Annotated in this window: 20 protein-coding genes; 3 read left to right on the plus strand and 17 right to left on the minus strand. The window is 64.5% G+C overall.

The window, feature by feature from the left end:
- Positions 1-4: 4 nt before the first annotated feature.
- Positions 5-1,849 (plus strand): aminodeoxychorismate synthase component I, encoded by a 1,845-nt coding sequence (gene pabB / locus BLT98_RS16720; protein ID WP_092609538.1) that lies wholly within the window; start codon positions 5-7, stop codon positions 1,847-1,849.
- Positions 1,850-1,933: 84 nt separating this feature from the next.
- Here pabB and BLT98_RS16725 read toward each other — a convergent pair whose 3' ends face one another.
- Positions 1,934-2,293, minus strand: coding sequence for a DUF1428 domain-containing protein (locus tag BLT98_RS16725; protein ID WP_070258351.1), 360 nt, complete (start codon positions 2,291-2,293; stop codon positions 1,934-1,936).
- A 115-nt stretch (positions 2,294-2,408) separates the two neighbouring features.
- Positions 2,409-3,002, minus strand: a complete 594-nt coding sequence (locus BLT98_RS16730; RefSeq protein WP_092609996.1) for a glutathione peroxidase — start codon at positions 3,000-3,002, stop codon at positions 2,409-2,411.
- A 181-nt stretch (positions 3,003-3,183) separates the two neighbouring features.
- On the opposite strand from BLT98_RS16730, the gene BLT98_RS16735 reads away from it, so the two are divergent.
- Positions 3,184-4,308, plus strand: coding sequence for an extracellular catalytic domain type 2 short-chain-length polyhydroxyalkanoate depolymerase (locus BLT98_RS16735; RefSeq protein ID WP_092609541.1), 1,125 nt, complete (start codon positions 3,184-3,186; stop codon positions 4,306-4,308).
- Positions 4,309-4,314: 6 nt separating this feature from the next.
- On the opposite strand, the gene gabD is transcribed toward BLT98_RS16735, so the two are convergent.
- The 15 genes from gabD to BLT98_RS16810 all read right to left on the minus strand — a co-directional run bounded on the left by gabD (position 4,315) and on the right by BLT98_RS16810 (position 21,511).
- Positions 4,315-5,769 (minus strand): NADP-dependent succinate-semialdehyde dehydrogenase, encoded by a 1,455-nt coding sequence (gabD, locus tag BLT98_RS16740; protein ID WP_092609544.1) that lies wholly within the window; start codon positions 5,767-5,769, stop codon positions 4,315-4,317.
- An 80-nt stretch (positions 5,770-5,849) separates the two neighbouring features.
- Positions 5,850-6,692 carry a PPK2 family polyphosphate kinase gene (locus tag BLT98_RS16745; RefSeq protein WP_092609547.1) on the minus strand — a complete coding sequence of 281 codons (843 nt, stop codon included), beginning with the start codon at positions 6,690-6,692 and terminating at the stop codon, positions 5,850-5,852.
- The gene (locus tag BLT98_RS16750; protein WP_092609550.1) at positions 6,689-7,111 is read right to left on the minus strand and encodes a CoA-binding protein; all 423 of its coding nucleotides are present in this window, start codon (positions 7,109-7,111) and stop codon (positions 6,689-6,691) included. The genes BLT98_RS16745 and BLT98_RS16750 overlap by 4 nt, the downstream gene beginning before the upstream one ends.
- 161 nt (positions 7,112-7,272) lie before the next feature.
- A complete protein-coding gene (locus BLT98_RS16755; protein ID WP_092609553.1) occupies positions 7,273-7,914 on the minus strand; it encodes a bifunctional 2-keto-4-hydroxyglutarate aldolase/2-keto-3-deoxy-6-phosphogluconate aldolase in 642 nt (213 codons plus the stop codon).
- 13 nt (positions 7,915-7,927) lie between these two features.
- Positions 7,928-8,821: an SMP-30/gluconolactonase/LRE family protein gene (locus BLT98_RS16760; RefSeq protein WP_092609556.1), complete on the minus strand. Its 894-nt coding sequence runs from the start codon at positions 8,819-8,821 to the stop codon at positions 7,928-7,930.
- A gap of 16 nt (positions 8,822-8,837) precedes the next feature.
- A complete protein-coding gene (gene araD, locus BLT98_RS16765) occupies positions 8,838-10,568 on the minus strand; it encodes an L-arabinonate dehydratase (RefSeq protein WP_092609559.1) in 1,731 nt (576 codons plus the stop codon).
- Positions 10,565-11,578: a 2-dehydro-3-deoxygalactonokinase gene (locus BLT98_RS16770; protein WP_092609562.1), complete on the minus strand. Its 1,014-nt coding sequence runs from the start codon at positions 11,576-11,578 to the stop codon at positions 10,565-10,567. The genes araD and BLT98_RS16770 overlap by 4 nt, the downstream gene beginning before the upstream one ends.
- Positions 11,579-11,662: 84 nt before the next feature.
- Positions 11,663-12,430 (minus strand): aldose epimerase family protein, encoded by a 768-nt coding sequence (locus tag BLT98_RS16775; protein WP_139179284.1) that lies wholly within the window; start codon positions 12,428-12,430, stop codon positions 11,663-11,665.
- Entirely contained in the window at positions 12,427-13,626 is a 1,200-nt protein-coding gene (locus BLT98_RS16780; protein WP_092609568.1) for a XylR family transcriptional regulator, read from the minus strand. Before BLT98_RS16780 ends, BLT98_RS16775 begins: the two co-directional genes overlap by 4 nt.
- Positions 13,627-13,814: 188 nt before the next feature.
- Positions 13,815-14,957: a sugar ABC transporter permease gene (locus BLT98_RS16785; RefSeq protein WP_034783811.1), complete on the minus strand. Its 1,143-nt coding sequence runs from the start codon at positions 14,955-14,957 to the stop codon at positions 13,815-13,817.
- Entirely contained in the window at positions 14,954-16,525 is a 1,572-nt protein-coding gene (xylG, locus tag BLT98_RS16790; RefSeq protein ID WP_092609571.1) for a D-xylose ABC transporter ATP-binding protein, read from the minus strand. Before xylG ends, BLT98_RS16785 begins: the two co-directional genes overlap by 4 nt.
- A 120-nt stretch (positions 16,526-16,645) precedes the next feature.
- Positions 16,646-17,647: a D-xylose ABC transporter substrate-binding protein gene (xylF, locus tag BLT98_RS16795; protein WP_211614981.1), complete on the minus strand. Its 1,002-nt coding sequence runs from the start codon at positions 17,645-17,647 to the stop codon at positions 16,646-16,648.
- A 126-nt stretch (positions 17,648-17,773) separates the two neighbouring features.
- Positions 17,774-19,561, minus strand: a complete 1,788-nt coding sequence (locus BLT98_RS16800) for an IlvD/Edd family dehydratase (RefSeq protein ID WP_092609575.1) — start codon at positions 19,559-19,561, stop codon at positions 17,774-17,776.
- Positions 19,558-20,325, minus strand: a complete 768-nt coding sequence (locus BLT98_RS16805) for a D-xylose 1-dehydrogenase (protein ID WP_034783816.1) — start codon at positions 20,323-20,325, stop codon at positions 19,558-19,560. The genes BLT98_RS16800 and BLT98_RS16805 overlap by 4 nt, the downstream gene beginning before the upstream one ends.
- A gap of 28 nt (positions 20,326-20,353) precedes the next feature.
- A complete protein-coding gene (locus tag BLT98_RS16810) occupies positions 20,354-21,511 on the minus strand; it encodes a fumarylacetoacetate hydrolase family protein (RefSeq protein WP_092609578.1) in 1,158 nt (385 codons plus the stop codon).
- Between the two features lie 375 nt (positions 21,512-21,886).
- Here BLT98_RS16810 and chvE point away from each other — a divergent pair, with 375 nt between their 5' ends.
- The gene (chvE, locus tag BLT98_RS16815; protein ID WP_034783821.1) at positions 21,887-22,963 is read left to right on the plus strand and encodes a multiple monosaccharide ABC transporter substrate-binding protein; all 1,077 of its coding nucleotides are present in this window, start codon (positions 21,887-21,889) and stop codon (positions 22,961-22,963) included.
- The last annotated feature ends 113 nt before the right edge of the window (positions 22,964-23,076 follow it).

The following is a 23,076-nucleotide window of genomic DNA, read 5'->3' on the forward strand; positions in this document are numbered from 1 at the left end:
CCCCATGCACACCGACTGTTTCGCCCTGCTCGACGACGCCAGCACGCCCGGCGCCGGTTCGCGCCTGTACACGGGCCTGGCGGCAGTCTTGCAGTGCACCGAGGGGCAACAGTGGCCAACCCTGCTCGGGGGGCTGCAAGAGGCCTTGCAACGCGGCCAGTACGCCGTCAGCGTGTGCAGCTACGAACTGGGGGCCCACTTGCTGGGCATGCCACCGCGCGCGGCAGATCCCGGCGCGCCGCCGCTGGCGCAAGTGCTCGTCTTTGAACATTGCACGCAGCTGTCGCAGGATGAGGTGCTGCAGTGGCTGGCCGAACGTACGCCGGCGACGGCAACGCCGGCCGGCATCGCCGGCATCCGCGCGAATGTCGACCAGGCGCAATTTACGCAGGCGCTGCACCGCATCCACGACTACATCGTGGCCGGCGACACCTATCAAGTCAACTACACCTATCGTTTGCGCTTCGACGCCTTCGGTTCGCCCCTGGCCCTGTATGCGCGACTGCGCGCGCGCCAGCCCGTACCGTATGGCGCGCTGGTGATGCTGCCCGATGGCGGCGCCCTGCTGTCGCTGTCGCCGGAGCTGTTCGTGCGCCATGCCCAGGGCGAGCTGATGGCGCGCCCCATGAAAGGCACGGCACCGGCCGCCCCTGCGGACCAAATAGCAGAAAACGCGCGCCGCGCCGCCGCCCTGGCCAATGATCCGAAGAACCGCGCAGAAAACCTGATGATCGTCGACCTGCTGCGCAACGACATCGGCCGCATCGCCGCCACGGGTTCCGTCAAGGTGCCGGCCCTGTTCGAGGTGACGCGCTACAGCAGCGTGCTGCAAATGACCTCCACCGTGCAGGCGCGCTTGCGCGACAACGCCAGCCTGACCGACATCTTCCAGGCCTTGTATCCATGCGGCTCGATCACGGGCGCGCCGAAACGCCGCACCATGGAAATCATCGCCGAACTGGAAGCGGCGCCACGCGGAATCTATACGGGCGCCATCGGCTGGTTCGATCCGCCGGCCGCCGGCGCTGCCCACGCGGTGGGCGACTTCTGCATGTCCGTGCCGATCCGCACCCTGGCCCTGCAAGCGGCTGGCCATGGCGGCATCCGGCGCGGCGAGATGGGCGTGGGCGCCGGCATCGTGCTCGACAGCGACCCGCAGGAGGAATTTGCGGAGTGCCAGCTCAAGGCCCGCTTCCTGACGGGGCTGAGCAACGACTTTGAACTGTTCGAAACCCTGCACGCCAGCCGTGCCGGTGGCTGCCGCCAGCAAGAGCGCCACCTGGCGCGCCTGGCCGCCTCCTGCGCCTACTTCGGTTTTGCCTGGAGTGACAGTGCCGCGCGTGCCGCGCTGCAGGCCGCCTGCGCGGCACGCCCCGACGATGCCCCCTTCCGCCTGCGCCTGGCGCTGCGCCAGGATGGCCAGTTCACGACGCAAAGCGGCGCGCTCACCGCCTTGCCGGACACGGTCAACATCCTGTTGGCGCCCGACGCCACCGTGGCGGACGACCTGTTCCTGCGCCACAAGAGCAGCGTGCGCGCGCGCTATGACGCAGCCTGGCGCGCGGCCGAGGCGCAAGGCGCCTTCGACATGCTGTTCTTTAACGAACGGGGCGAACTGACGGAGGGCGGGCGCAGCAATGTCTTCGTCCGGCTGGACGGCCGCTGGCATACGCCGCCCCTGTCCTGCGGCCTGCTTCCCGGCGTGCAGCGCGCGGCCATGCTGGCCGATCCCGCCTGGAACGCGCAGGAAACCATCATCACGCGCCCCATGCTGGCACGGGCCGAAGCGATTGTCGTGTGCAATGCGCTGCGCGGGGCGTTGCCGGCACATATTATCGCTAGCGCCTGAAACCGTTCAGGGCAAGGCGCATTGCCGAAGGCAGTGCAACTGCACGACGAGGCATTGCAACGCCGCCATGGACTGTTTCAGCCGCTAGAGGTCCACCTGCATTTCATAACCGCCGTAGATCATCCGCTTGCCATCGAACGGCAGCTTGGCCGGGTCCATCATCTCGGCCAGGCGCGGATCTTTCATGACCTTGTCGTTGATTTCATCGCGCTTGGCGCGCGACGCATACACGATCCATGAAAACACCACCACTTCGCCATCCTGCAAGTCCACCGCCTGCGGGAACGAGGTCAGCTTGCCTGGCTTGACATCGTCGCCCACGCATTCGCGAAATTCCAGCGCGCCATACTCGCGCCAGACGGCGCCGCAACTGCGCGACATGGCCAGGTAGGCATCGAGCTTGGCTTTCGGTACGGGCACCACAAATCCATCGACATACGCCATGATGTTCTCCTTTGTTGTGACAAACGCGAACAACCAGCTTAGGACAATGATAGCAAGACGACAAGCGCAACATTAAAAAAAAGCAGGCGTTCAAGCCTGCTTGCGTCTCGGCAACTTACAGCGCCAGCGCTTTTTCCACCGCGCCGACGAGTTTCTTGTCATCCGGCGTCACCTTGCTGGGGAAGCTTTCCACCACTTTCCCGTGGCGGTCGATCAGGTATTTATGGAAATTCCAGGCCGGGGTCTTGCCCGTCTGCTTGATCAGGTCCACATACAGCGGATTCGGCGCGGGACCGGAGACGACGGACTTCGAAAACATGGGGAACTTCACGCCGTAGGTGTTGTAGCAGAAATCGGCGATTTCCTTGCTGTTGCCGGGTTCCTGCTTGCCGAAGTCGTTCGACGGGAAACCCAGCACCACCAGGCCCTTGCTGCCATACTTGGCGTACAGCGCCTCGAGCCCTTCATATTGATTAGTAAAACCACAATAACTGGCCGTATTCACCACCAGCACCACCTTGCCCGCATACTGGCACAGGTTTTGCGGCGCTTCATCCTGCAGGCGGTTGAAGGTTTGCTTGAGGATGGCGGGGCAGGCGGTCGGAGCAGCGGTAGCTGTAGCGGCTTCGGCAGCATGGGCCGGCATGGCCAGGCTGGCACTGGCGGCAAGGGTGGTGAGCGCAAACAGCTGGGCAAGGGTCTTGGACATGAAGGGCACCATGGTTGAACGGAAAAAAACCATTCTATGTCAAACGCCGCGCGCGCGTATGAGACGGACAACAACAGCGATTGCTTGAGCGACATCAACGACAGTGCAGTACTTGCCCAGCGCACAGTTTTTTTACCTATGCTCGGCCTTCCTGTCCCTTTTCTTGCCCTGTGGAGTCGCCATGCCCTTCCCGCACCTGACCGTACTACCCTCCGCCCTGCTGGCTGCCAGCCTGCTCATCCCGGCGCCAGGCGGCGCGCACGCCGCCACGACGGCCAAAGCCGTCAAGCCCGCCGCGACCAGGGACGCCCCCGCCCTGCCCGGCTACCAGGCCGACCTGAGCCAGACCACCGTCTCCGGCCTGTCCTCGGGCGGCTTCATGGCGGCGCAATTTGCCGTCGCCTACTCGGCCACGGTGGCCGGCGCAGGCATCATCGCGGGCGGCCCGTATTTCTGCTCGGGCCAGCCGGGCCGCTTCCCCTACATTCCCTACCTGACGAATGCCCTGACCACCTGCATGAATCCGGGCAGCGCGCAGGTGGCGCCACCCGTGGCCAGCGAATTGCTGCGCGCAGCGAACGATTTTGCGCGCGCCCGCCTCATCGACGACACGGCCAACCTGAAACGCCAGCGCGTATATCTGTTCAGCGGAACGAAAGACCAGACCGTGACGCGGCCGGTGGTGGAGCAGGTGGGAAAATTCTATGCGTTGGCGGGCACGCCGGCCGAGCAGATCCGCTTCGTCGACACGGTCGGGGCAGGCCACGCCATCATCACGGACAACAACCAGGACAAGGCTTGCGATGTAACGGCGTCGCCCTTCATCAATGACTGCGACTTCGTGCAGGCGCGCGACATCCTGCAGCACCTGTATCCGGACCTGCAGCCCTCGTCGACCACGCTGACGGGCAAGCTGATATCCTTCAACCAGCGCGCCTTCATCCAGAGCGCGTACTCGAGCATGAACAATACGGGCTACGCCTACATCCCGAAAGCCTGCGACAGCGAGAGCTGCCGCGTGCACGTGGTGTTCCACGGTTGTTTACAAACGACGCAGGCCATCGGCGACCGTTTCTATACCAGCACCGGCTACAACCAGGTGGCGGACGCCAACAAGATCATCGTGCTGTATCCGCAGGCCGAACCGAGCCCCGTCTACCCGTACAACCCGAAAGGCTGCTGGGATTTCTGGGGCTACACCAGCATCAATCCGATCGACCCGGATTTCTACCGCAAGAGCGGCACGCAGATGGAAGCGGTCAAGGGCATGCTGGACCGCCTCGCCGCGCGCCGCAGCTCGCGCTAGGCGACCTTAAATACCGCCCATGCAGATGTATTTAATGACTAAATAATCTTCGATACCGTAGGTCGACCCTTCACGGCCCAGGCCCGATTGCTTGACGCCGCCGAAGGGCGCGATCTCGTTCGAGATCAGGCCCGTGTTGACACCGACCATGCCCGTTTCCAGGCCTTCGGCCACGCGCCAGATGCGGCCGATGTCGCGCGAATAGAAGTAGGCGGCCAGGCCGAATTCCGTGTTGTTGGCCAGGGCGATCACTTCATCGTCCGTCTTGAAGCGGAACAGGGGCGCCAGCGGGCCGAAGGTTTCCTCGGTGGCCACGCGCATGTCGTTCGTCACATCGGCGATGATGGTCGGCTCGAAGAAGCCGTTACCCAGCGCATGGCGCTTGCCGCCGGCCAGCAGGCGGCCACCCTTGCCCAGCGCGTCGGCCACGTGCTCTTCCACCTTGGCGACGGCCTTGGCGTCGATCAGCGGGCCTTGCGTGACGCCTGCCTCGATGCCATTGCCGACCTTCAGCTTGGCCACGGCGGCGACCAATTTTTCGGCAAACGCGTCATACACGCTGTCCTGCACGTACAGGCGGTTGGCGCACACGCAGGTCTGGCCCGCATTGCGGTATTTCGAGGCGATGGCGCCTTCCACGGCGGCGTCCAGGTCGGCGTCGTCGAAGACGATGAATGGCGCATTGCCACCCAGTTCCAGCGACAGTTTCTTGATCGTTGGCGCACACTGTTCCGCCAGCAGGCGGCCCACCTGGGTCGAGCCAGTGAACGTCAGCTTGCGCACGATGGGGTTCGACGTCATTTCGCCGCCGATGTCTTTCGGCGCGCCCGTGACGATGCTGAACACGCCCGCAGGCACGCCTGCGCGCTCGGCCAGCACGGCCAGCGCCAGCGCGGAAAACGGCGTGGCTTCGGCCGGTTTCAGGACCATCGGGCAGCCGGCAGCCAGAGCCGGGCCGACTTTACGGGTGATCATGGCGGCGGGGAAGTTCCACGGCGTGATGGCGGCGCATACGCCGATCGGCTCCTTGGTGATGACCAGGCGGCGGTCTGGCCACGGCGATTGCAGGGTATCGCCCGCCACGCGCTTGCCTTCTTCCGCAAACCACTCGATGAACGAGGCGCCGAACTGCACTTCGCCTTTCGCTTCCGGCAGGGGCTTGCCCTGCTCGGTGGTCATGATCAGCGCCAGGTCGTCGGCGTTTTCCAGGATCAGGTCATGCCAGCGGCGCAGCACGGCCGCGCGCTCCTTGGCCGTCTTCTTGCGCCAGGCGGGCCAGGCGGCATTGGCCGCCTCGATGGCGCGGCGCGTCTCGGTTGCGCCCATCAGGGGCACCGTGCCGATATGCTCGCCCGTGGCGGGATTGCTCACATTAATCGTCTGGCCACCATCGGCATCCGCCCAGGCTCCATTCACGTAAGCCTGGTGACGCAACAAGGTAGGATCTTTCAACTGCAGCATATGGATCTCCGGTCTGGTTTGAATTATCGACGAGGGATACTATGCCACAGCGCGGCCGATTCCGCAGGCGATGCGCGGAACTACTCGACCTTGAAAGACGACAGTTTCGGGTCCGGCGCCGGGTATTCCAGCTTCATGCCCTGCAGGGTTTCCAGCAGCAGGGACGCCACCACCAGGTTGCGCTGCGTCTTGGAGTTCGATGGCACCACGTACCACGGCGCGTGGTCGGCATCCGTCTCGCGGATCGCCGTTTCATAGGCGCGCTGGTAGCCATCCCACTTCTTGCGCTGGGCGATATCGTTGGGGTCGAACTTCCACTGGCGGTCGGGATCGTCGAGCCGCTCCTGCAGCCGTCCACGCTGCTCGTCCTTCGAGATATGCAGGAAGATTTTCAGGATGACGGTACCTGTTTCGCTCAGCATGCGCTCGAAATCGCGGATCTGCGCGTAGCGGCGCTGGCATTCGGCCTTGTCAATCATGTCCTGCACGCGCGTGATCAGCACATCCTCGTAATGGCTGCGGTTGAAGATGGCGATCTCGCCCTTGACGGGCACGTGCTGGTGCACGCGCCACAGGTAATCGTGCGCCAGTTCGATATCGGTAGGCCCCTTGAACGCCACGGCGCGGATGCCCATCGGATTGATATTGCTGAAGATCGCCTTGACCGTGCCATCCTTGCCCGACGTATCCATGCCCTGCAAGACCAGCAGCACCTTCTTTTTGTGCTGCGCATACAGCATGCTCTGGCACTCGGCGATCTGCGCCGTCAGGGCCACGGTTTCCTCGCGGTCCAGGGCCTTGCACTGGGCTGCCGTCAGCTTCTTGTTCGCCGCCTTGGTGGCAGCGCCCAGCAGGCGCTTGCCGGCGAAATCCTCTTTCAGCTCAAAATCCTTGCCGGCACGAAATTGTGTGCGCGCCTTCATGCCGCCACCGCCATCTTGCGGTGCTCGATTTTTGTGCAGTGGTCCATCACCACCTCCAGCCCCGCCGCCCGTGCCAGCTGCGCCGCCTGTTCGTTGACGACATCGAGCTGCAGCCACAGGCAGCCGGCCTTGACGGCAATGGCTTCCTCGGCGATGGGCAGGATGTCCGCCGACTTGCGGAAGCAGTCGACGATGTCGATGCGCGCCGGCGCCACGGCTGCCGCAGCCTCCGTCAGGGTGGCATAGGCGCGCTGTCCCAGCACATCACGCCCGGCGAGGGCCGGATTGACGGGCAATACGCGGTAGCCCTGCTGCAGCAGGTAGTCGGCCACTTCATGGCTGGCGCGTTCGGGCTTGTCGGACATGCCGACGATGGCGATGATGCGGCTGTCTTGCAGGATGCGGGCGATGTTGGGCATATTCGGGTCGTAGTCAGGCGTGCGACATTGCCCGCCTAGCGTAGCAGAAAAAACCTACTGCGCGGCGCGATTTGCGGCCTCCGATGCTCACTGTGCATTCGCACAGCTCCGCTTCTCAGCCACAACTCACATCCGCTCGCTACGGTTTTCTCAGCAGGAGGTTACTCAGAACGCACGGCCGCCATCTTCGCCACGAAGGCTTGCGCGCGCGCCGTCACGGCCGCGTAATCTCCCGTGGCGCCCGGGCCACTCAGGCTGCTGCCGATACCCACGGCCACGGCGCCGCTGGCAAACCATGCATGCAGGTTTTCCACCGTCACGCCGCCCGTGGGCATCAGCGGCGCTTGCGGCAGGGGCGCGCGCAGGGCCTTGATGTAGGCGGGACCGAACATCTCGGCGGGGAAGACCTTGACGATGTCGGCGCCGGCCTGCAGGGCCGTGACGATCTCCGTCGGCGTCATCGCCCCCGGCATGGACAGCACCTGGTAACGCTGGCACAGCGTGATGGTCTCCACGTTCACGCCGGGCGAGATGATGAATTGGGCACCGGCCAGGATGGCGGCGCGTGCCGTCTCCGTATCGAGCACCGTGCCCGCGCCCAGCAGCACGTCATCACCATGGCGTTCACGCAGGGTGCGCAGCACGCCCAGGGTATCGGGCGTGGTGAACGCCACTTCCAGCGCCGTGATGCCGCCGGCGATACATGCCTCGGCAATCTGCACGGCCGCCTGCGCCGAAGAGGCGCGCACGATGCCGACCATGCCCCGTTCGATAATGCCCTCGAAAACCGTGTGCTTCTGCATTTGCTCTCTCCTGTCAGGCCGGCAGGGCGCCAAAGCGCACTTCCGGCAAACCGCGCACGCCCACCTGGCGCGCATGAAACAATCCCCCGGCCAGCGGTTCGCTCTCCAGCTGGGCCGGGGTCAAGCTCTCCTGCGCCGTCGTGACGAACAATTCGTCGTAGTGCGGACCGCCCAGGCTCACGCAGCTGGGCTGCGAAACGGGCAGGCTGATCTTGCGCTCGACGCTGCCGTCCGGCGCGAAGCGCAAGACCCTGCCGGCGCCCCACTGCGCGCTCCACAGGTAGTCATCCGCGTCGATGGTGGCGCCGTCGGCGGCGCCCGGCCCCGGATCGAGCACGGCGAACACGCACACCCGGCTGGCGTCGCCCCCCAGGTAATCATCCCAGCGATAGATCGCCTTTTTCATCGAATCGCAGAAGTACATGGCCGTGCCGTCGACGCTGAAGCAGATGCTGTTCGAGATGGCGATCTGCGGCAGCGGCAAGCGCTCCAGGGTCAAGTCCAGGTTGAGGCGATAGAAGCTGGCGATCGCATCGCGGCACGGGCGTTCATCGAGCGTGCCGAAGACAAAGCGTCCCTGGCGGTCGCAGCGGCCATCGTTCAGTCGCGTCATGGGCAAGTCCCCCTCCACCGTGTGCAAGCGCGTGACGGCCCCGCTGCGCGCGTCAAACCAGGCCAGTCCGGAAGCCAGTCCCAGCAACAACACATCGTCGCTATCCGTCAGCGCGAAGCACGCCAGGCGCTCGGGCATGGCCCAGCTCTGGCGCTCGCCCGTGTCCAGCACCAGCGCATGCAGCTGGCAGCCTTCGATATTCGTCCAGAAAACGCGGCCGCTGCGTTCGCACCAGCGCACGCCCTCGCCCAGGAAGTTCTGCGCATCGACCAGTAGTTGGGCCTGTGTCCCCATCATTTTTCCTTGTTTTTCAGTGTGATTCGCGCGGAACCGCGGAGCCGCGGCAGCCGACGAGAAAGTCCAGGTCCGCGCCTTCGTCGGCCTGCGTCACGTGCTTGATATACATCGACTGGTAGCCGCCCTTCATGGCCGGCGGCGGCGCGCTCCACTCGGCGCGCCGGCGCGCCAGTTCGGCCTCGTCGACGTCCAGGTGCAAGCGGCGCCCCGCCACATCCAGTTCAATCATGTCGCCATCTCGCACCAATGCCAGCGGCCCGCCCACGGCCGCTTCCGGCGCCACGTGCAGCACCACCGTGCCGTAGGCCGTGCCGCTCATGCGCGCGTCCGAGATGCGCACCATGTCGCGCACGCCCTGCTCCAGCAGTTTTTTCGGCAGTCCCATATTGCCCACTTCCGCCATGCCCGGATAGCCCTGCGGGCCGCAATTTTGCAGCACCATCACGCAGCTGGCGTCGATATCGAGCGCGGGATCGTCGACGCGCTTTTTATAATGCTCGATGCTGTTGAAGACGACGGCGCGGCCACGGTGCTGCATCAGTTCCGGCGAAGCGGCCGACGGCTTGATGACGGCGCCGCGCGGGGCCAGGTTGCCTTGCAGGACGGCGATGCCGCCTTCGTCCTTGAAGGGCTGCGCCAGCGGCGTGATCACCTCGGGATTGAAATTTTCCGCTTCGGCCACGTTGACGGCCATGCTGGCGCCCGTGACGGTGAGCGCCTCGCCATGCAATTTGCCCAGCAGATCGCGAATGATCACGGGCAGGCCGCCCGCATAGTAAAAATCTTCCATCAGGTACTGGCCCGACGGCATCAGGTTCAGCAGGCAGGGAATGTCGCGGCCCAGACGGTCCCAGTCACCCAGGCGCATGTCCACGCCGATGCGCCCGGCGATGGCCAGCAGGTGGATCACGGCATTGGTCGACCCGCCGATGGCGCCGTTGACCATGATGGCGTTTTCAAACGCTTCGCGCGTGAGGATCTGCGACAGTTTCAGGTCTTCATGCACCATATCGACGATGCGCCGGCCCGTCAGCTGCGCCTGCAGCTTGCGGCGCGCATCGACGGCGGGAATAGCCGCGTTGCCGGGCAAGGTCACGCCCAGCGCTTCGACCATGCTGGCCATGGTGGAAGCCGTGCCCATCGTCATGCAGTGACCGGCGGAGCGCGACATGCACGATTCGGCCTGCTTGAATTCGTTTGAGGTCATGCGCCCTGCCCGCACGTCTTCGGAAAACTTCCACACGTCCGTGCCCGAACCGATCGGTTTGCCGCGGTAATTCCCGTTCAACATGGGACCGCCCGACAGCACGATGGTCGGCAAATCCACGCTGGCCGCGCCCATCAGCAGGGCCGGAGTGGTCTTGTCGCAGCCCGTCAGCAGCACCACCCCGTCGATCGGGTTGGCGCGGATCGATTCTTCCACATCCATGCTGGCCAGGTTACGGAACAGCATGGCCGTCGGGCGCAGATTCGTCTCGCCCAGCGACATGACGGGAAATTCGACGGGAAAGCCGCCCGCTTCGAGCACGCCGCGCTTGACCATCTCGGCCAGGTCGCGGAAATGGCCATTGCAGGGCGTCAGCTCGGACCAGGTATTGCAGATGCCGATGACGGGGCGGCCATCGAAAGCGTCGCTGGGATAGCCCTGGTTCTTCATCCAGCTGCGGTGAATAAAACTGTCCTTGTCGTCGCCGCCAAACCACGCTTGCGAACGCAAGGGACGCTTGTTCTTGTTGCTGCTCATACTGTCTCCTGCGGGGAAATCAAGCCGCGCGCGGCGGCGATCAGCAGCGCACCGTGACCGGCCAGATAGTCTTGCTGCTGGTCGTCGACGATGATGCGCTTGCCATAAAAAAATCCGTGTTCTTCGATCAGCAGCCCGAGCGCCTGGCGCAGCATGGGTTTACCAGTAATGACGAGCGGCGTATCGGGCCGCATCTGGATGGCGGTGCTGTTGCGCAGCGCCAGCAGGTCGCCGCTGAGGACGGCGCCCATCAGGAAATTGGCCCGCTCATTGCATTCGACAGCGCTGAACTGGCCCAGGGTGCGCACGCTGAAGCAGGCGCGCGCCAGCCCCGTTTTTTGCGCCGCTGCCGCGCCAGCCAGCAGCATTTTCGGCACCAGGGTCTGGGCAAATCCGCCGTCGACCGATTGCTTGATCAGGGTGTGCTGCGTGATCGCCTGCAGCAGCTCGCCCGCGATGGTGGTGCTGCAGCCGAGGATGCGGCGCTGCTCGTCCACGCTGATCAGTTTGGTATGCGAGCCGGGCATGATCAGGGTCGCCGCGCCCCGCAACTGCAGGCGCTCGAGCAGCGCGACGACTTCCGTCTCTTCGCCGCGCATCATGTCCATCGCTTCAACGTTATGCAGGCCGACGGCGCCATGCTGGTTGCGCACGCCGGGAATCAGCCACAGGGGCTGCGCCAGCACGTCGGGCAATTCCACCGCCTGCATGCCTTGCGCCAGCTGGGCCAGGCCGGCAGGCGCCGGCAAATGCGGTACCTCCCGCACGCCCATGGGCGAAGTGATCATGCCAGACGCCAGCGCCAGATCCACCTCGGATGGCGCGATGCCGGCACTGGCCAGCACGCTGGCGATGGTGTCGCGCAGCGCCTGTTTCAGCGCGCCGTTATGGCCATCGATGGCGGTATTGCGCACGCCCGTTTCCAGCTGCGCCTGGGCGACGACGGCGCCCGCGCGCCACAGCAAGGTACGCGTATTGGTAGTGCCGGCATCGATGGTGAGTATGTTCATGGGCAGGTTCGCAGCGTCGGTCAGGACAAAAATAAATGAGGGAAAAACTACCCCATGGTAGAACTGCCCCGCATATCTGACCAATCACTTATTTGACATCATTGATACCGGTTCGGATATGTCAAACGCATCGATATCCTGCACGCCCAAACGGTAGGCAAGGTTGAAGCGCCTCGCCTCTCCCGGCTGCAGTTGCACGCCCTGCGCCAGCAGGGAAAAACAGCGCGCGTCGGAATACAGATGGCAGCTGTCCTGGGTGCTGGAAAAACGCAAGACCCGGCCCGACGCGGGGTCGGCAACCCGTGCCGCCTCGCGCAGCTGGCCGCTGCCCGTCCAGTAAAAGTCATGCCGGAATCCCGGCGATTGCGCCAGCGCAGGCCAGGCCAGGCGCGAAGCGAGCGGCGCCGCGTGACGGAAGTCGAATGCGCTGCCCGCCACATCGAGCGGAGCGTCGCCCACGCAGCCGCCGGGCCGGTAGCGGTCGGCGGCCAGGCGCAGTACATGGTCGCCCACGCCGGCACGGCCGCCCTGCAGATTGAACAGGGGCGCGGCAAGAGAGAAACGGGAAGCCGTATCGGCCGCGGCGGCGCAATCGAGGTGCAGACTGCCATCGTCGTCAAGCCGGTAGGCCAGGCGCACCGACAGACCATGTTGCGCCAGGTGCAGCCGCAAGTGGCCGTCGTTTGGCGGCGCGCACTGCCAGCCCGTGGACGCACGCGCCGCCGGGGGCACCGCGCCCAGCACATCGGCCAGACGGCCATAGCGGTCGGGCGCCCACCAGGCCCGCACGCTGGCATCGTGCGCGTCGATGGCCACGCACATGCCGCGCGCATTGCGCAGCAGATGCATCATGGCGCCGGCCCGGGTGCTGGCGGCGGCCGGCTGCGCTGCTGGAATTCGCGCGGCGTGCAACCGAGTTCGCGCTTGAAGACGGCATGCATGTACTGCACCGTGGTAAAGCCGCAACGCACGGCCACCTCGGCCACCTGCCCCGGCCCGCGCGCCAGCAGGGTCTTGGCCGCATCGAGCTTGAAATGCAGGATTTCATCGTGCACGCTGCGCCCAAGCTCGTGGCGGAAGTGCGCTTCGAGCGAGGAGCGCGACACGCCCACGTAATCGGCCACCTGCTCCGTCTTGATGCCCTGGCAGGCGTACTGGCGGATGAAGTGGCGCGCCTGCATCACCTGCGGATGCTGGAAGGGCTGGTGGCGCGTGGAAGCGAGCACGTTCAGGCCGGCCGGCGGCACGAGGATGCGCGTACCGGACAGGCGCGCGCCATTCAACATCTGGTGCAGCAAATGCGCCGCCGTGCGGCCCATTTCCTCCGTGCCCTGGATCACGGAACTCAATGGAATGCGCGTGAGCATGCGCGCCAGCGGGTCGTTGTCGATGCCGATCAGGGCCACTTGCTCCGGCACGGCGATCCCCGCATGCATGCACGCCTGCAGCAGCTGGCGCGCGCGCGCGTCGCTGACGGCGATGATGCCGACGGGTTTTTCCAGGCTGTTGAGCCAGGCGATCTGCTGCTCCACCGCTTCGTCCCACGAGGGCGCGCTGGTAGCGACGCCCCGGTACACGTCGGCGCGCATATGGTCGCGCTCCATCAAGGCGCAAAACGCCGTTTCGCGCTCCTGCGCCCAGCGGTTGACATCGGCCTCGGGCAAGCTGAAACAGGCAAAGCGGCTCAATCCCGCTTCCACCAGGTGTTCATAGGCCAGCTTGACGATCTTGAAATTGTCGGTCGCCACGTACGGGATGCCGGCCGGGTAATCCTTCGCGCGCGCATACGAGCCGCCGACGGCCACCACGGGCAGGCGGCTGTGCGCCAGCGCCGCGCAGACGGCGGGATCGTCGAAATCGGCGATGATGCCATCGCCCTGCCAGCGCTCGATGCCCGGCAGGCGGCAGCGAAAATCCTCTTCCAGGAACAGGTCCCAGGACACGCGCGTGGTGTTCAGGTAGGCGGCAATGCCCGCGATGATGTCGCGGTCATAGATCTTGTTGCCATTGAAAAGCAGCGCGATCCGGTGCGCGGTCGGCAGTTTCATGCAGGTGTCTCCTCCATGTGGCGGCCAAAGAAGTATCTCTGGCCGCACGACGTAGTCAGGCCTTTCGGGACCTCGAAAAACCGTAGCGAGCGGTCCAATATCGTCTTGAGTAGCGCAAGCGTACAAAGGTACGCTGAGCAACGCAGAGGCGATAGTGGGATGCGCAGTAGGTTTGTCGAGGGTCCACGCTATCTGCGTCCGGCACGCGTGCTGACATCGACCCACACGGCGAGGGTGAGGATACTGCCTTTTACGATCATCTGCCAGTAAGTGTCCACGTCCAGCATGGACATGCCGTTATCCAGGCTGGCCATGACCAGCGCGCCGATCAGGGCGCCGTACACGGTGCCCGAGCCGCCGCGCATCGAAGTGCCGCCGATGAAACAGGCGGCGATGGCGTCGAGTTCGCTGAAGGTGCCGGCCGAGGGCGAACCGGCCGCCAGGCGGCCCGTGTTGATCAGGCCAGCCAATGCGCACATCAGGCCCATGATGCCGAAGATCCACAGCTTGACGGCTTTCACATTGATGCCGGACAAACGCGTCGCTTCCATATTGCTGCCGACGGCGTAGATGCGGCGGCCAAACACGGTCTGGCTGGTGATGTAGCTGAACAGTCCCAGCAAGGCCAGCAGCAACAGCACGGGTAGCGGGATGCCTTCATAGCCGTTCAGGGTTTGCACGAAGGCATACAGCACGGCGCCGATGACGGCCAGGCGCAAGCCGTCGGCCCAGGGCGCCGTCTGCGGCAAGCCATGCTGTGCGCGGCTGGCGCGCGCGCGCCACGTCAGGAAGGCGGCCAGCAGGAACAGGCCGATGCCCAGCACGATGCCGGGCACAGCGGGCAGATAGCCCTGCCCCAGGTAGACCATCGGCTCGGAGACGGGCGCGATCGTGATGCCGCCCGTGATGCCCAGCAGGATGCCGCGATACGCCAGCATGCCGCCCAGTCCCACGATGAAGGAGGGGATGCCCCGGTAGGCCGTCAGGTAGCCATTGAGCAAACCGATCACCAGACCGCAGCCAAGTACGGCCGCCAGGTTCAGGGCCAGCGGCCAGTGCTGCGTCACGTCCAGCACGGCGGCGATGCCGCCGAGTAGCCCCAGCAGGGAGCCGATCGACAGGTCGATCTCGCCGGCGATAATCACCAGCACCATGCCGCAGGCGAGGATGCCGGTGACGGACATCTGGCGCAGCAGGTTCGACAGGTTGCGCGGCGTGAGGAAACTGCCCTCCGTCTTCCACGAAAAGAAGGCCCAGATCAGCGCCACGGCGATCAGCAGGGCCAGCATCTTGTATTGGGTGAACAGCTGTTTGATACTGTGCGGTTTCATGCTGCGGGTTCCTTGTTTGCGGTGTTGGCGGCGGGTGCCGGACGCTGGTCCAGCGCCGCCGCCAGCACGGTTTCCTGGCTCAGGCCATCGTTGATAAAGTCGCCGCGCAGGCGGCCTTCGCCCATCACCAGCACGCGGTCGGACACGCCCAGCACTTCGGCCAGTTCCGACGAGACCATGATGATGGCCACGCCCCGGTCGGCCAGCGCCAGCATCAATTTATAGATTTCATATTTGGCGCCCACGTCCACGCCGCGCGTAGGTTCGTCGAGGATCAGCACGCGCGGGCGCGTCAGCAGCATCTTGGCCAGCACGGCCTTTTGCTGGTTGCCGCCCGACAGGCTCGTAATCGGCAGCGAAGGGCTGGCCGCCTTCAGCTCCAGCTGGGCGATCTCGCCGCGCACGGCCGTCAATTCCGCCTCGCCATCGATGCGCGTGGCGCGCGCGAATTCTTCCAGCACGGCCAGGGTGATGTTCTGCCCCACGTCGAGGTCGGGCACGATGCCGTGGTGCTTGCGGTCTTCCGGCACCATCGCCAGGCCCATGGCGATGGCCTTTTGCGGCGAACGGGTATCAATCTTGCGGCCATCGAGCCACACTTCGGCCTGGCACGGCCCCTGGTATGCGCCGAACAGGGCCGAGACGAGCTCCGTGCGCCCCGCCCCCACCAAGCCGGCGATGCCGAGGATCTCGCCCTTGCGCAGGGTGAATGACACATCGTCGACCCGCTTGCGCTGCGGGTTGTCGGCATCGATGCAGGTCACGTGGCGCGCCTCGAACAGCACCTCGCCAATGGCCGGCGGCTGCGCGCGCTGCGGATACAGCTGGCTCATTTCGCGGCCCACCATCTGCGCGATGATGCGTTCGACGTTCATCTGCGCCATCGGCGTGGTGGCGATGTGCTTGCCGTCGCGGATGACGACGATGGTGTCGCAGATGGCCGCCACTTCATCGAGCTTGTGCGAAATATAGATGCAGGTGACGCCCTTGGCCTTCAGTGCGCGCAGGATATCGAGCAGCACGGCGATTTCCGACGCCGTCAGCGACGACGACGGCTCGTCGAGGATCAGCAAACGCGCATTCTTGTTGAGCGCCTTGGCGATTTCCACCAGTTGCTGGTGGCCGCCGCCGTAATTCATCACGGGCTGCGCCACGTTCAGTTCGGGAATTTTCAGTTCGCGCAGCAGCTCGTCGGCGCGTTTGTACATGGCCGCGTAATGCATGCGCCCGCCGGGCAGGGTGAGCTCGCGGCCCATGAAGATATTTTCGGCCACGGACAGCTGCGGCACCAGCATCAGTTCCTGGTGGATGATGATGATGCCCGCGTCTTCCGTGTCGCGGATCGATTGCGCGCGCAGGGGCTGGCCATCCCACAGGATGTCGCCCTCCCAGGTGCCGTGCGGGTACACGCCGGACAGCACCTTCATCAGGGTCGACTTGCCGGCGCCATTCTCGCCGCACAGGCCGATGCACTCGCCGGCCCGCACCTGCAGGTCGATGCCGTCAAGCGCACGGACACCGCCAAACTGTTTGACGATGCCTTTCATTTCAAGCAGATAGTCGGACATTCTTGCTCTCGTTGCTGATACGGGGAAAAATGTCGGATTACGCTACGCTAATCCGACCTACCGGTAAAAACGGGTAGGTCGGCTTAGCGCATGGCGCGTAACCCGACATGACACAGGCGATCAATTACCGAGTTGCGCCTTGGTATAGAACCCATCGTCGACGAGAATGTTCACATTCGCCTTGGTCAGCGGCGTTGGTTTCAGCAGCACCGTGCTGACCTTTTTCAGGCCGTTGTCATAGCTGGAGTTGTAGGCCGGCTTTTCATTGCGCGCCAGTTGCACGGCCAGTTTGGCCGCTTCCGAAGCGATGGTTTTCAGGGGTTTGTAGACGGTCATCGATTGCGTGCCGGCGATGACGCGTCTCACCGCCGCCAGATCGGCGTCCTGGCCCGAGACCGGCACCTTGCCGGCCAGCTTTTGCGCTGCCAGGGCCTGGATGGCGCCGCCGGCCGTGCCGTCGTTCGAGGCGACGATGGCGTCGATCTTGTTGCCGTTGGCCGTCAGCGCGTTTTCCACGATGGACAGCGCTTCGGTGGCGCTCCAGTCCTTCACCCACTGCTGGCCGACGATCTTGATGTCACCCTTGTCGATGAACGGTTTGAGCACCTTCATCTGGCCTTCGCGCAGCATCTTGGCGTTGTTGTCGGTCGGCGAGCCGCCCAGCAGGTAGTAATTGCCCTTCGGCTGCAGCTTGGTCACGCCCTCGGCCTGCATTTCGCCCACTTTCTCGTTGTCGAACGAGATATACGCGTCGATATCGGCATTCAGGATCAGGCGGTCATACGACAACACCTTGATGCCGGCCTTTTTCGCTTCCTTGACGGTGTTGTTGAGCACTGTCGCGTTGAACGGCACGATCACCAGCACGTCGACGCCGCGCGAGATCAGGTTTTCGATCTGCGAAATCTGGCGCTGCTCGCTGGCGTCGGCCGACTGCACGAAGACTTTGGCGCCCTGCTTTTCGGCGGCGGCGATAAAGAAATCGCGGTCGCGCGTCCAGCGTTCCACGCGCAAATCGTCGATGGAAAAGCCGATCTTCGGGTTTTTCGCATCGGCCAGAGCGGCGCTGCTGCTCAATGCCAGCATGGCGGTCATGATGGCTGCACTGATGATCTTGTTCATTGTGTGTCTCCTTGTGGATTTTATTAACAACGTTTTTTCACTACGGGGTACTGCTGAAAAATTTTATGTCTGTGGTGGTGTCGGGTTACGCGCGGAGCGCTAACCCGACCTACCCCAACCTGCCTGCTAATGGTTGTGGCGCGGCAGGGTCTGGCCCACGGCGCGGTATTTCAGCGCCAGCTCCATGCAGGCGCCCGTTTCCAGCTGGCCCACGCTGGCGCGGTAGATTTCCTGCCACGGCGTGGCGCTGTCGTTGACAGGCGGCGGCAGCACCGTGGCGCGACGCGCCAGTTCGTCAGCATCAACCAGCATGTCGCACTGGCCCCCGTTCAAATCCACGCGGATGATGTCGCCCGTGCGCAGCAAGGCCAGGCCGCCGCCCACGGCGCTCTCCGGCGAGGCGTTCAGGATCGAGGGGCTGTCCGAGGTACCCGACTGGCGCCCGTCGCCCAGGGTCGGCAGGTTCAGAATGCCGGCTTTCAGCAAGGCATCGGGCGGCTGCATGTTGACCACTTCGGCCGAACCGGGCCAGCCCACAGGGCCGGCGCCGCGCATGACCAGCATGCAGCTGTCGTCGATATTGAGCGCCGGGTCATTGATGCGCGCGTGGTAATCGGCAGAACCGTCAAAGACGATGGCGCGCGCTTCGAACACGCCTTCGCTGCCGGGACGCGACAGGTAGCGCTCGCGGAAAGCGGGCGAGATCACGCTGGTCTTCATGATGGCAAAATCGAACAAGTTGCCCTGCAAGGCCATGAAACCGGCCTTTTCCTTCAATGGCGCGGCAAACGGGCGGATCATCTCGCGGTCCGCGCTTTCACGGCCCGCCAGGTTTAGCGCCATGCTCTGGCCCGTGACCGTCAAGCGCTCGGTGTGCAGCAAGCCCGCCTGCTGCAGCTCCCACATCACGGCCGGCACGCCGCCGGCGCGGTGGAAGCGTTCGCCCAGGTATTTTCCGGCCGGCTGCATGTTCAACAACAGCGGCACGTCATAGCCGTGCGCCATCCAGTCGCTCGAGTGCAATGCCACGCCAGCATGGCGCGCCATGGCCATCAGGTGCGGCTGGGCGTTGGTGGAGCCGCCGATGGCCGCGTTGACGATGATGGCGTCCAAAAACGCCTCGCGCGTGAGGATGCTCGACGGACGCACGTCGTCATGCGCCATGCCGACGATGCGGCGCCCCGTTTCATAGGCGATCTGGCCCCGCTCGCGGTAGGGCGCGGGGATGGCCGAGCAGCCCGTCAGGGACATGCCCAGCGCCTCGGCCAGCGCATTCATGGTCGATGCCGTGCCCATGGTGTTGCAGTGGCCGGCCGACGGCGCCGAGGCGGCTGCGATCTGCAGGAATTTGTCGTTGTCGATCAAGCCGGCGGACAGCTGGCGGCGGCCTTTCCAGATGGCGGCGCCGGAACCCACCAATTCACCGTCCATCCAGCCGTCGAGCATGGGGCCGCCCGACAGCACGATGGCGGGAATGTCCACCGTGGCGGCGGCCATCAATTGCGCCGGCGTCGTCTTGTCGCAGCCCGTCGTCAGCACCACGGCGTCGATCGGGTAGCCATGCAGGATTTCCACCAGGCCCAGATATGCCAGGTTGCGGTCCAGCGCGGCGGTGGGACGGCGGCAGTTTTCAAAGATCGGATGCAGCGGGAATTCCATCGGAATGCCACCCGCGTCGCGGATGCCGTCGCGCACGCGCTGGGCCAGTTCCAGGTGGATGCGGTTGCAGGGACTGATGTCGCTGCCGCTTTGCGCAATACCGATAATGGGCCGGCCCGAACGCAGCTCCTCTGCCGTGATGCCGTAGTTCATGAAGCGCTCCAGGTACAGCGCCGTCATGTCGATATGCTCGGGATTGTCGAACCAGTCCTGCGAGCGGAAGCGCCGCGCCTGGGGTTGGGCGGGAATGCTCATGCGCCGTACCAGCCTGCGTCGACGTAGTATTCGCGTCCGGCGCACTTGGCCGCGTTGTCCGACGCGAGGAACAGCGCCAGCGCCGCCACGTCTTCCGGCTCCACGCGCAGTTGCAGGCATTGTCCCTGCAGGATCACGGCTTCCGCCTCCGGCGTATGCCACAGCCGCTCTTGGCGCGGCGTGCGCACGGCGCCGGGAATGATGCAATTGACGCGGATGCCGTCGACACCCAGGTCGCGCGCCAGGCCGCGCGTCAAGCCCTCGATGCCGGCTTTCGCCGTCATGTAGATCGACAGCCTCGCTTGCGCCAGGTGCCAGGAAATCGAACCCAGGTTGAGGATCACGCCGCCCCCCTTGGCGCGCATGGCCGGCGCCACTGCCTGGGCGCAGAAATACTGGTGGCGCAGGTTGACGGCGATGCGCTCATCCCAGTAGGCGGGTGTGACGTCCTGTAACTGGTGGCGGTCGTCATTGGCCGCGTTGTTGATGAGGATATCCGTGGCGCCCGCGCTGTGTTCAATCTCGGCGAAGGTGGCGGCCAGGGCGCCCAGGTCCGTCAGGTCGCAATAACGGAACACGGGCGGCTGCGGCAGGTCGGCCAGCTTTTCCTGCAGCGCCAGCGACGCCTCGCGGGCGATATCGAGAAAGGTAACGTGGGCGCCCTGGCGCGCGAACGCTTCGACGATGGCCACGCCGATGCCGGTGCCGCCGCCCGTGATGACGACGCGCTGACCTGCCAGGCTGGGATAGATTGCATGTTGCATGGTGTCTCTCGTTATAGGAATTGGGAAATCAGATCAGGCCGCGCTGCGCCAGGCTCCGGTACAGCGCGCGCACGCCGAACGTCCAGGGGGCAATCGCATCGCAGCGCTGCACTTCGTTGACCAGCGCGCCCAGCGAAGCGCTGGCAATCGTCACCCGGTCACCCAGGTGGTGCGTAAAGCCGCCGCCTTGCGCGCCGCGGTCCTTCACGGGCGAGAACATGGTCCCCAGGAACAGCATGAAACCGTCCGGGTACTGGTGGTACTGGCCCGCCGTCTGGCGCACCAGGTCCAGCGGGTCGCGGCTGATCTCGCGCATGAAGCTGGCGCCTTCGAGCACAAAGCCGTCGTCCGCGCCCTCGATCAGCAGCGACACTTCCGCCTGGCGTACGGTGTCGAGCGTGAAGTGTTCGTCGAACAGGCGGATGAAGGGGCCGATGGCGCAGGAACCGTTGTTGTCCTTGGCCTTGCCCAGCAAGAGGGCGCTGCGCCCTTCGATGTCGCGCAGGTTGACGTCGTTGCCCAAGGTCGCCCCCAGCACCTCGCCGCGGCTGTTGACGGCCAGGACGATCTCCGGCTCCGGGTTGTTCCAGGCGGACGATGGCAGCAAGCCCACCTGCGCGCCGCAGCCCACCGACGACATCGGCTGCGCCTTGGTAAACACTTCCGCATCGGGGCCGATGCCCACTTCCATGTATTGCGACCAGGCGCCGCGCTGCTGCAGCTGCTGTTTCAGGCGCTGCGCCGCGTCCGAGCCGGGCTTCAACGCCGACAAATCGCCGCCCAGGGTCATTTGCAGTGCAGCGCGCAAGCTCGCCGCGCGCGCCGCGGCGCCGCCCGCCTGTTCCTCGATCACCCGTTCGAGCAGGCTGACGGCGAAGGTCACGCCGCAGGCCTTGACGGCCTGCAGGTCGCACGGCGCCAGCAGCAGCTCGCCTGCCGGTGCGGCCAGCGCCTGCTCCAGCAGGGCCTGCACGGAGCCAAGCGCGATTCCGGGTGCATGGCGGGCGATATCGAGCGCATCGCTGCGCTCGAACAGCTCGGCCACCGTCGCCACCGTCTGCGTGATGTCGACCACCTCGCCGCCACGCACGGCGACGACGCAGGGGCCGTCACGCCAGATGCGGCCGATGAGGAGGGCCTGCGCCAGGTCGGCGGGCAACAGGGAGGCGGGAGAAATCGGCTGCATGGCATGCTTTCAAAAGGTCGTGACGGGATGGCTGGTCTTCAAGTTCGGACCGATTCTGCGCGCCGCCCTGTGTCGCCGCAATTACGAAAATCACCAAATTGAATGATGATTATTGGTATTGCAGTGCACAAAAAAAAGCCGCCGACCGGCCCCCGTTTCCGCCCTGCCAGCAGGCGGGAAGGCGCGCAATGGCGCATTGCATCAATTGGCTTATCGATACCGTTTTGGATATCGCCAATGCGAAAAAAGTGATTGGTGAGGGATGGATGGACAAACTAGTATCAGCCGTGGCCTGCAATCGGCCATCCGCACGGAGCCCGCCCACTGGACGACGGCCCTGGCACATTCAACTATCGAAGACGGTGGAGACCTGAAATGAAAACAACAATGAAAATGCTGACCGCGAGCCTGGCGCTAGCCATCTCCGGCATGGCGGTAATGCCCGTGGCAAGCGCGGCCGACAAGGGCGCGATCGGCATCTCGATGCCAACCAAATCGTCCATGCGCTGGATCGCCGATGGCGACAACATGGTCAAGGTGTTCAAGGAGCGCGGCTACAAGACGGACTTGCAGTTTGCCGACGACGATATCCCGAACCAGCTGGCGCAGGTGGAAAACATGATCACCAAGGGCGCCAAGGTGCTGGTGATCGCCGCCATCGACGGCACCACCCTGTCGAACGTGCTGCAAAAGGCGGCCGACAAGGGCATCAAGGTCATCTCGTATGACCGTTTGATCCGCGGCACGAAAAACATCGATTACTACGCCACCTTCGACAACTTCCAGGTCGGCGTGCTGCAAGCGGGCTATATCGAATCGGCGCTGAAACTCAAGGAAGGCAAGGGCCCGTTCAACATTGAACTGTTCGGCGGCTCGGCCGACGACAACAACGCGCACTTCTTCTACAACGGCGCGCTGTCGGTGCTGAAACCGTACATCGACAGCGGCAAGCTGGTAGTGCGCTCGAAGCAGATGGGCATGGAAAAGGTCGCCACCCTGCGCTGGGATGGCGCCGTGGCGCAGGCGCGCATGGACAACCTGCTCAGCGCCTACTACGGCAATGCGCGCGTCGACGCCGTGCTGTCGCCGTATGACGGCTTGAGCATCGGCATCCTGTCCTCGCTCAAGGGCGTCGGCTATGGCACGCCGAAACAGCCCTTCCCCGTCGTGACGGGCCAGGATGCGGAAATCCCGTCGGTGAAATCCATCATCCGCGGCGAACAGGCATCGACCGTGTTCAAGGACACGCGCGAACTGGCCAAGGTGACGGCGAACATGGTCGACGCGATGATGAGCGGCAAGACGCCGACCGTCAACGATACCAAGACCTATAACAACGGCGTAAAAGTCGTGCCGTCCTATCTGCTCAAACCCGTCACCGTCGACAAGGCGAACTGGAAGCAGGTGCTCGTCACCGGCAGCGGCTACTACACGGAAGCGCAAGTGAAATAAGCATCCACGGTACTGAAGGCCCGGCGCTGCCGGGCCTTTCGCTTCATGCACGATCAAGAACAAGACTGCCGCACGACCGATGCCGACCAGCGCGGCCGTGCCAGAGAGGTTAT

Source organism: Janthinobacterium sp. YR213 (assembly GCF_900099875.1).
Taxonomy (GTDB): Bacteria; Pseudomonadota; Gammaproteobacteria; order Burkholderiales; family Burkholderiaceae_D; genus Janthinobacterium; species Janthinobacterium lividum.

Coding starts and splice junctions, on each gene's coding strand:
- BLT98_RS16780 (WP_092609568.1), bottom strand. CDS start 13,626: ATGAAACTGCCGACCGCGCACCGGATCGCGCTGCTTTTCAATGGCAAC.
- xylF (WP_211614981.1), bottom strand. CDS start 17,647: ATGAACAAGATCATCAGTGCAGCCATCATGACCGCCATGCTGGCATTG.
- chvE (WP_034783821.1), top strand. CDS start 21,887: ATGAAAACAACAATGAAAATGCTGACCGCGAGCCTGGCGCTAGCCATC.
- BLT98_RS16755 (WP_092609553.1), bottom strand. CDS start 7,914: ATGCAGAAGCACACGGTTTTCGAGGGCATTATCGAACGGGGCATGGTC.
- BLT98_RS16750 (WP_092609550.1), bottom strand. CDS start 7,111: ATGCCCAACATCGCCCGCATCCTGCAAGACAGCCGCATCATCGCCATC.
- xylG (WP_092609571.1), bottom strand. CDS start 16,525: ATGTCCGACTATCTGCTTGAAATGAAAGGCATCGTCAAACAGTTTGGC.
- araD (WP_092609559.1), bottom strand. CDS start 10,568: ATGAGCAGCAACAAGAACAAGCGTCCCTTGCGTTCGCAAGCGTGGTTT.
- BLT98_RS16730 (WP_092609996.1), bottom strand. CDS start 3,002: ATGTCCAAGACCCTTGCCCAGCTGTTTGCGCTCACCACCCTTGCCGCC.
- BLT98_RS16770 (WP_092609562.1), bottom strand. CDS start 11,578: ATGAACATACTCACCATCGATGCCGGCACTACCAATACGCGTACCTTG.
- BLT98_RS16785 (WP_034783811.1), bottom strand. CDS start 14,957: ATGAAACCGCACAGTATCAAACAGCTGTTCACCCAATACAAGATGCTG.
- BLT98_RS16800 (WP_092609575.1), bottom strand. CDS start 19,561: ATGAGCATTCCCGCCCAACCCCAGGCGCGGCGCTTCCGCTCGCAGGAC.
- gabD (WP_092609544.1), bottom strand. CDS start 5,769: ATGCTGCAGTTGAAAGATCCTACCTTGTTGCGTCACCAGGCTTACGTG.
- BLT98_RS16810 (WP_092609578.1), bottom strand. CDS start 21,511: ATGCAGCCGATTTCTCCCGCCTCCCTGTTGCCCGCCGACCTGGCGCAG.
- BLT98_RS16745 (WP_092609547.1), bottom strand. CDS start 6,692: ATGAAGGCGCGCACACAATTTCGTGCCGGCAAGGATTTTGAGCTGAAA.
- pabB (WP_092609538.1), top strand. CDS start 5: ATGCACACCGACTGTTTCGCCCTGCTCGACGACGCCAGCACGCCCGGC.
- BLT98_RS16805 (WP_034783816.1), bottom strand. CDS start 20,325: ATGCAACATGCAATCTATCCCAGCCTGGCAGGTCAGCGCGTCGTCATC.
- BLT98_RS16760 (WP_092609556.1), bottom strand. CDS start 8,821: ATGGGGACACAGGCCCAACTACTGGTCGATGCGCAGAACTTCCTGGGC.
- BLT98_RS16735 (WP_092609541.1), top strand. CDS start 3,184: ATGCCCTTCCCGCACCTGACCGTACTACCCTCCGCCCTGCTGGCTGCC.
- BLT98_RS16775 (WP_139179284.1), bottom strand. CDS start 12,430: ATGATGCATCTGCTGCGCAATGCGCGCGGCATGTGCGTGGCCATCGAC.
- BLT98_RS16725 (WP_070258351.1), bottom strand. CDS start 2,293: ATGGCGTATGTCGATGGATTTGTGGTGCCCGTACCGAAAGCCAAGCTC.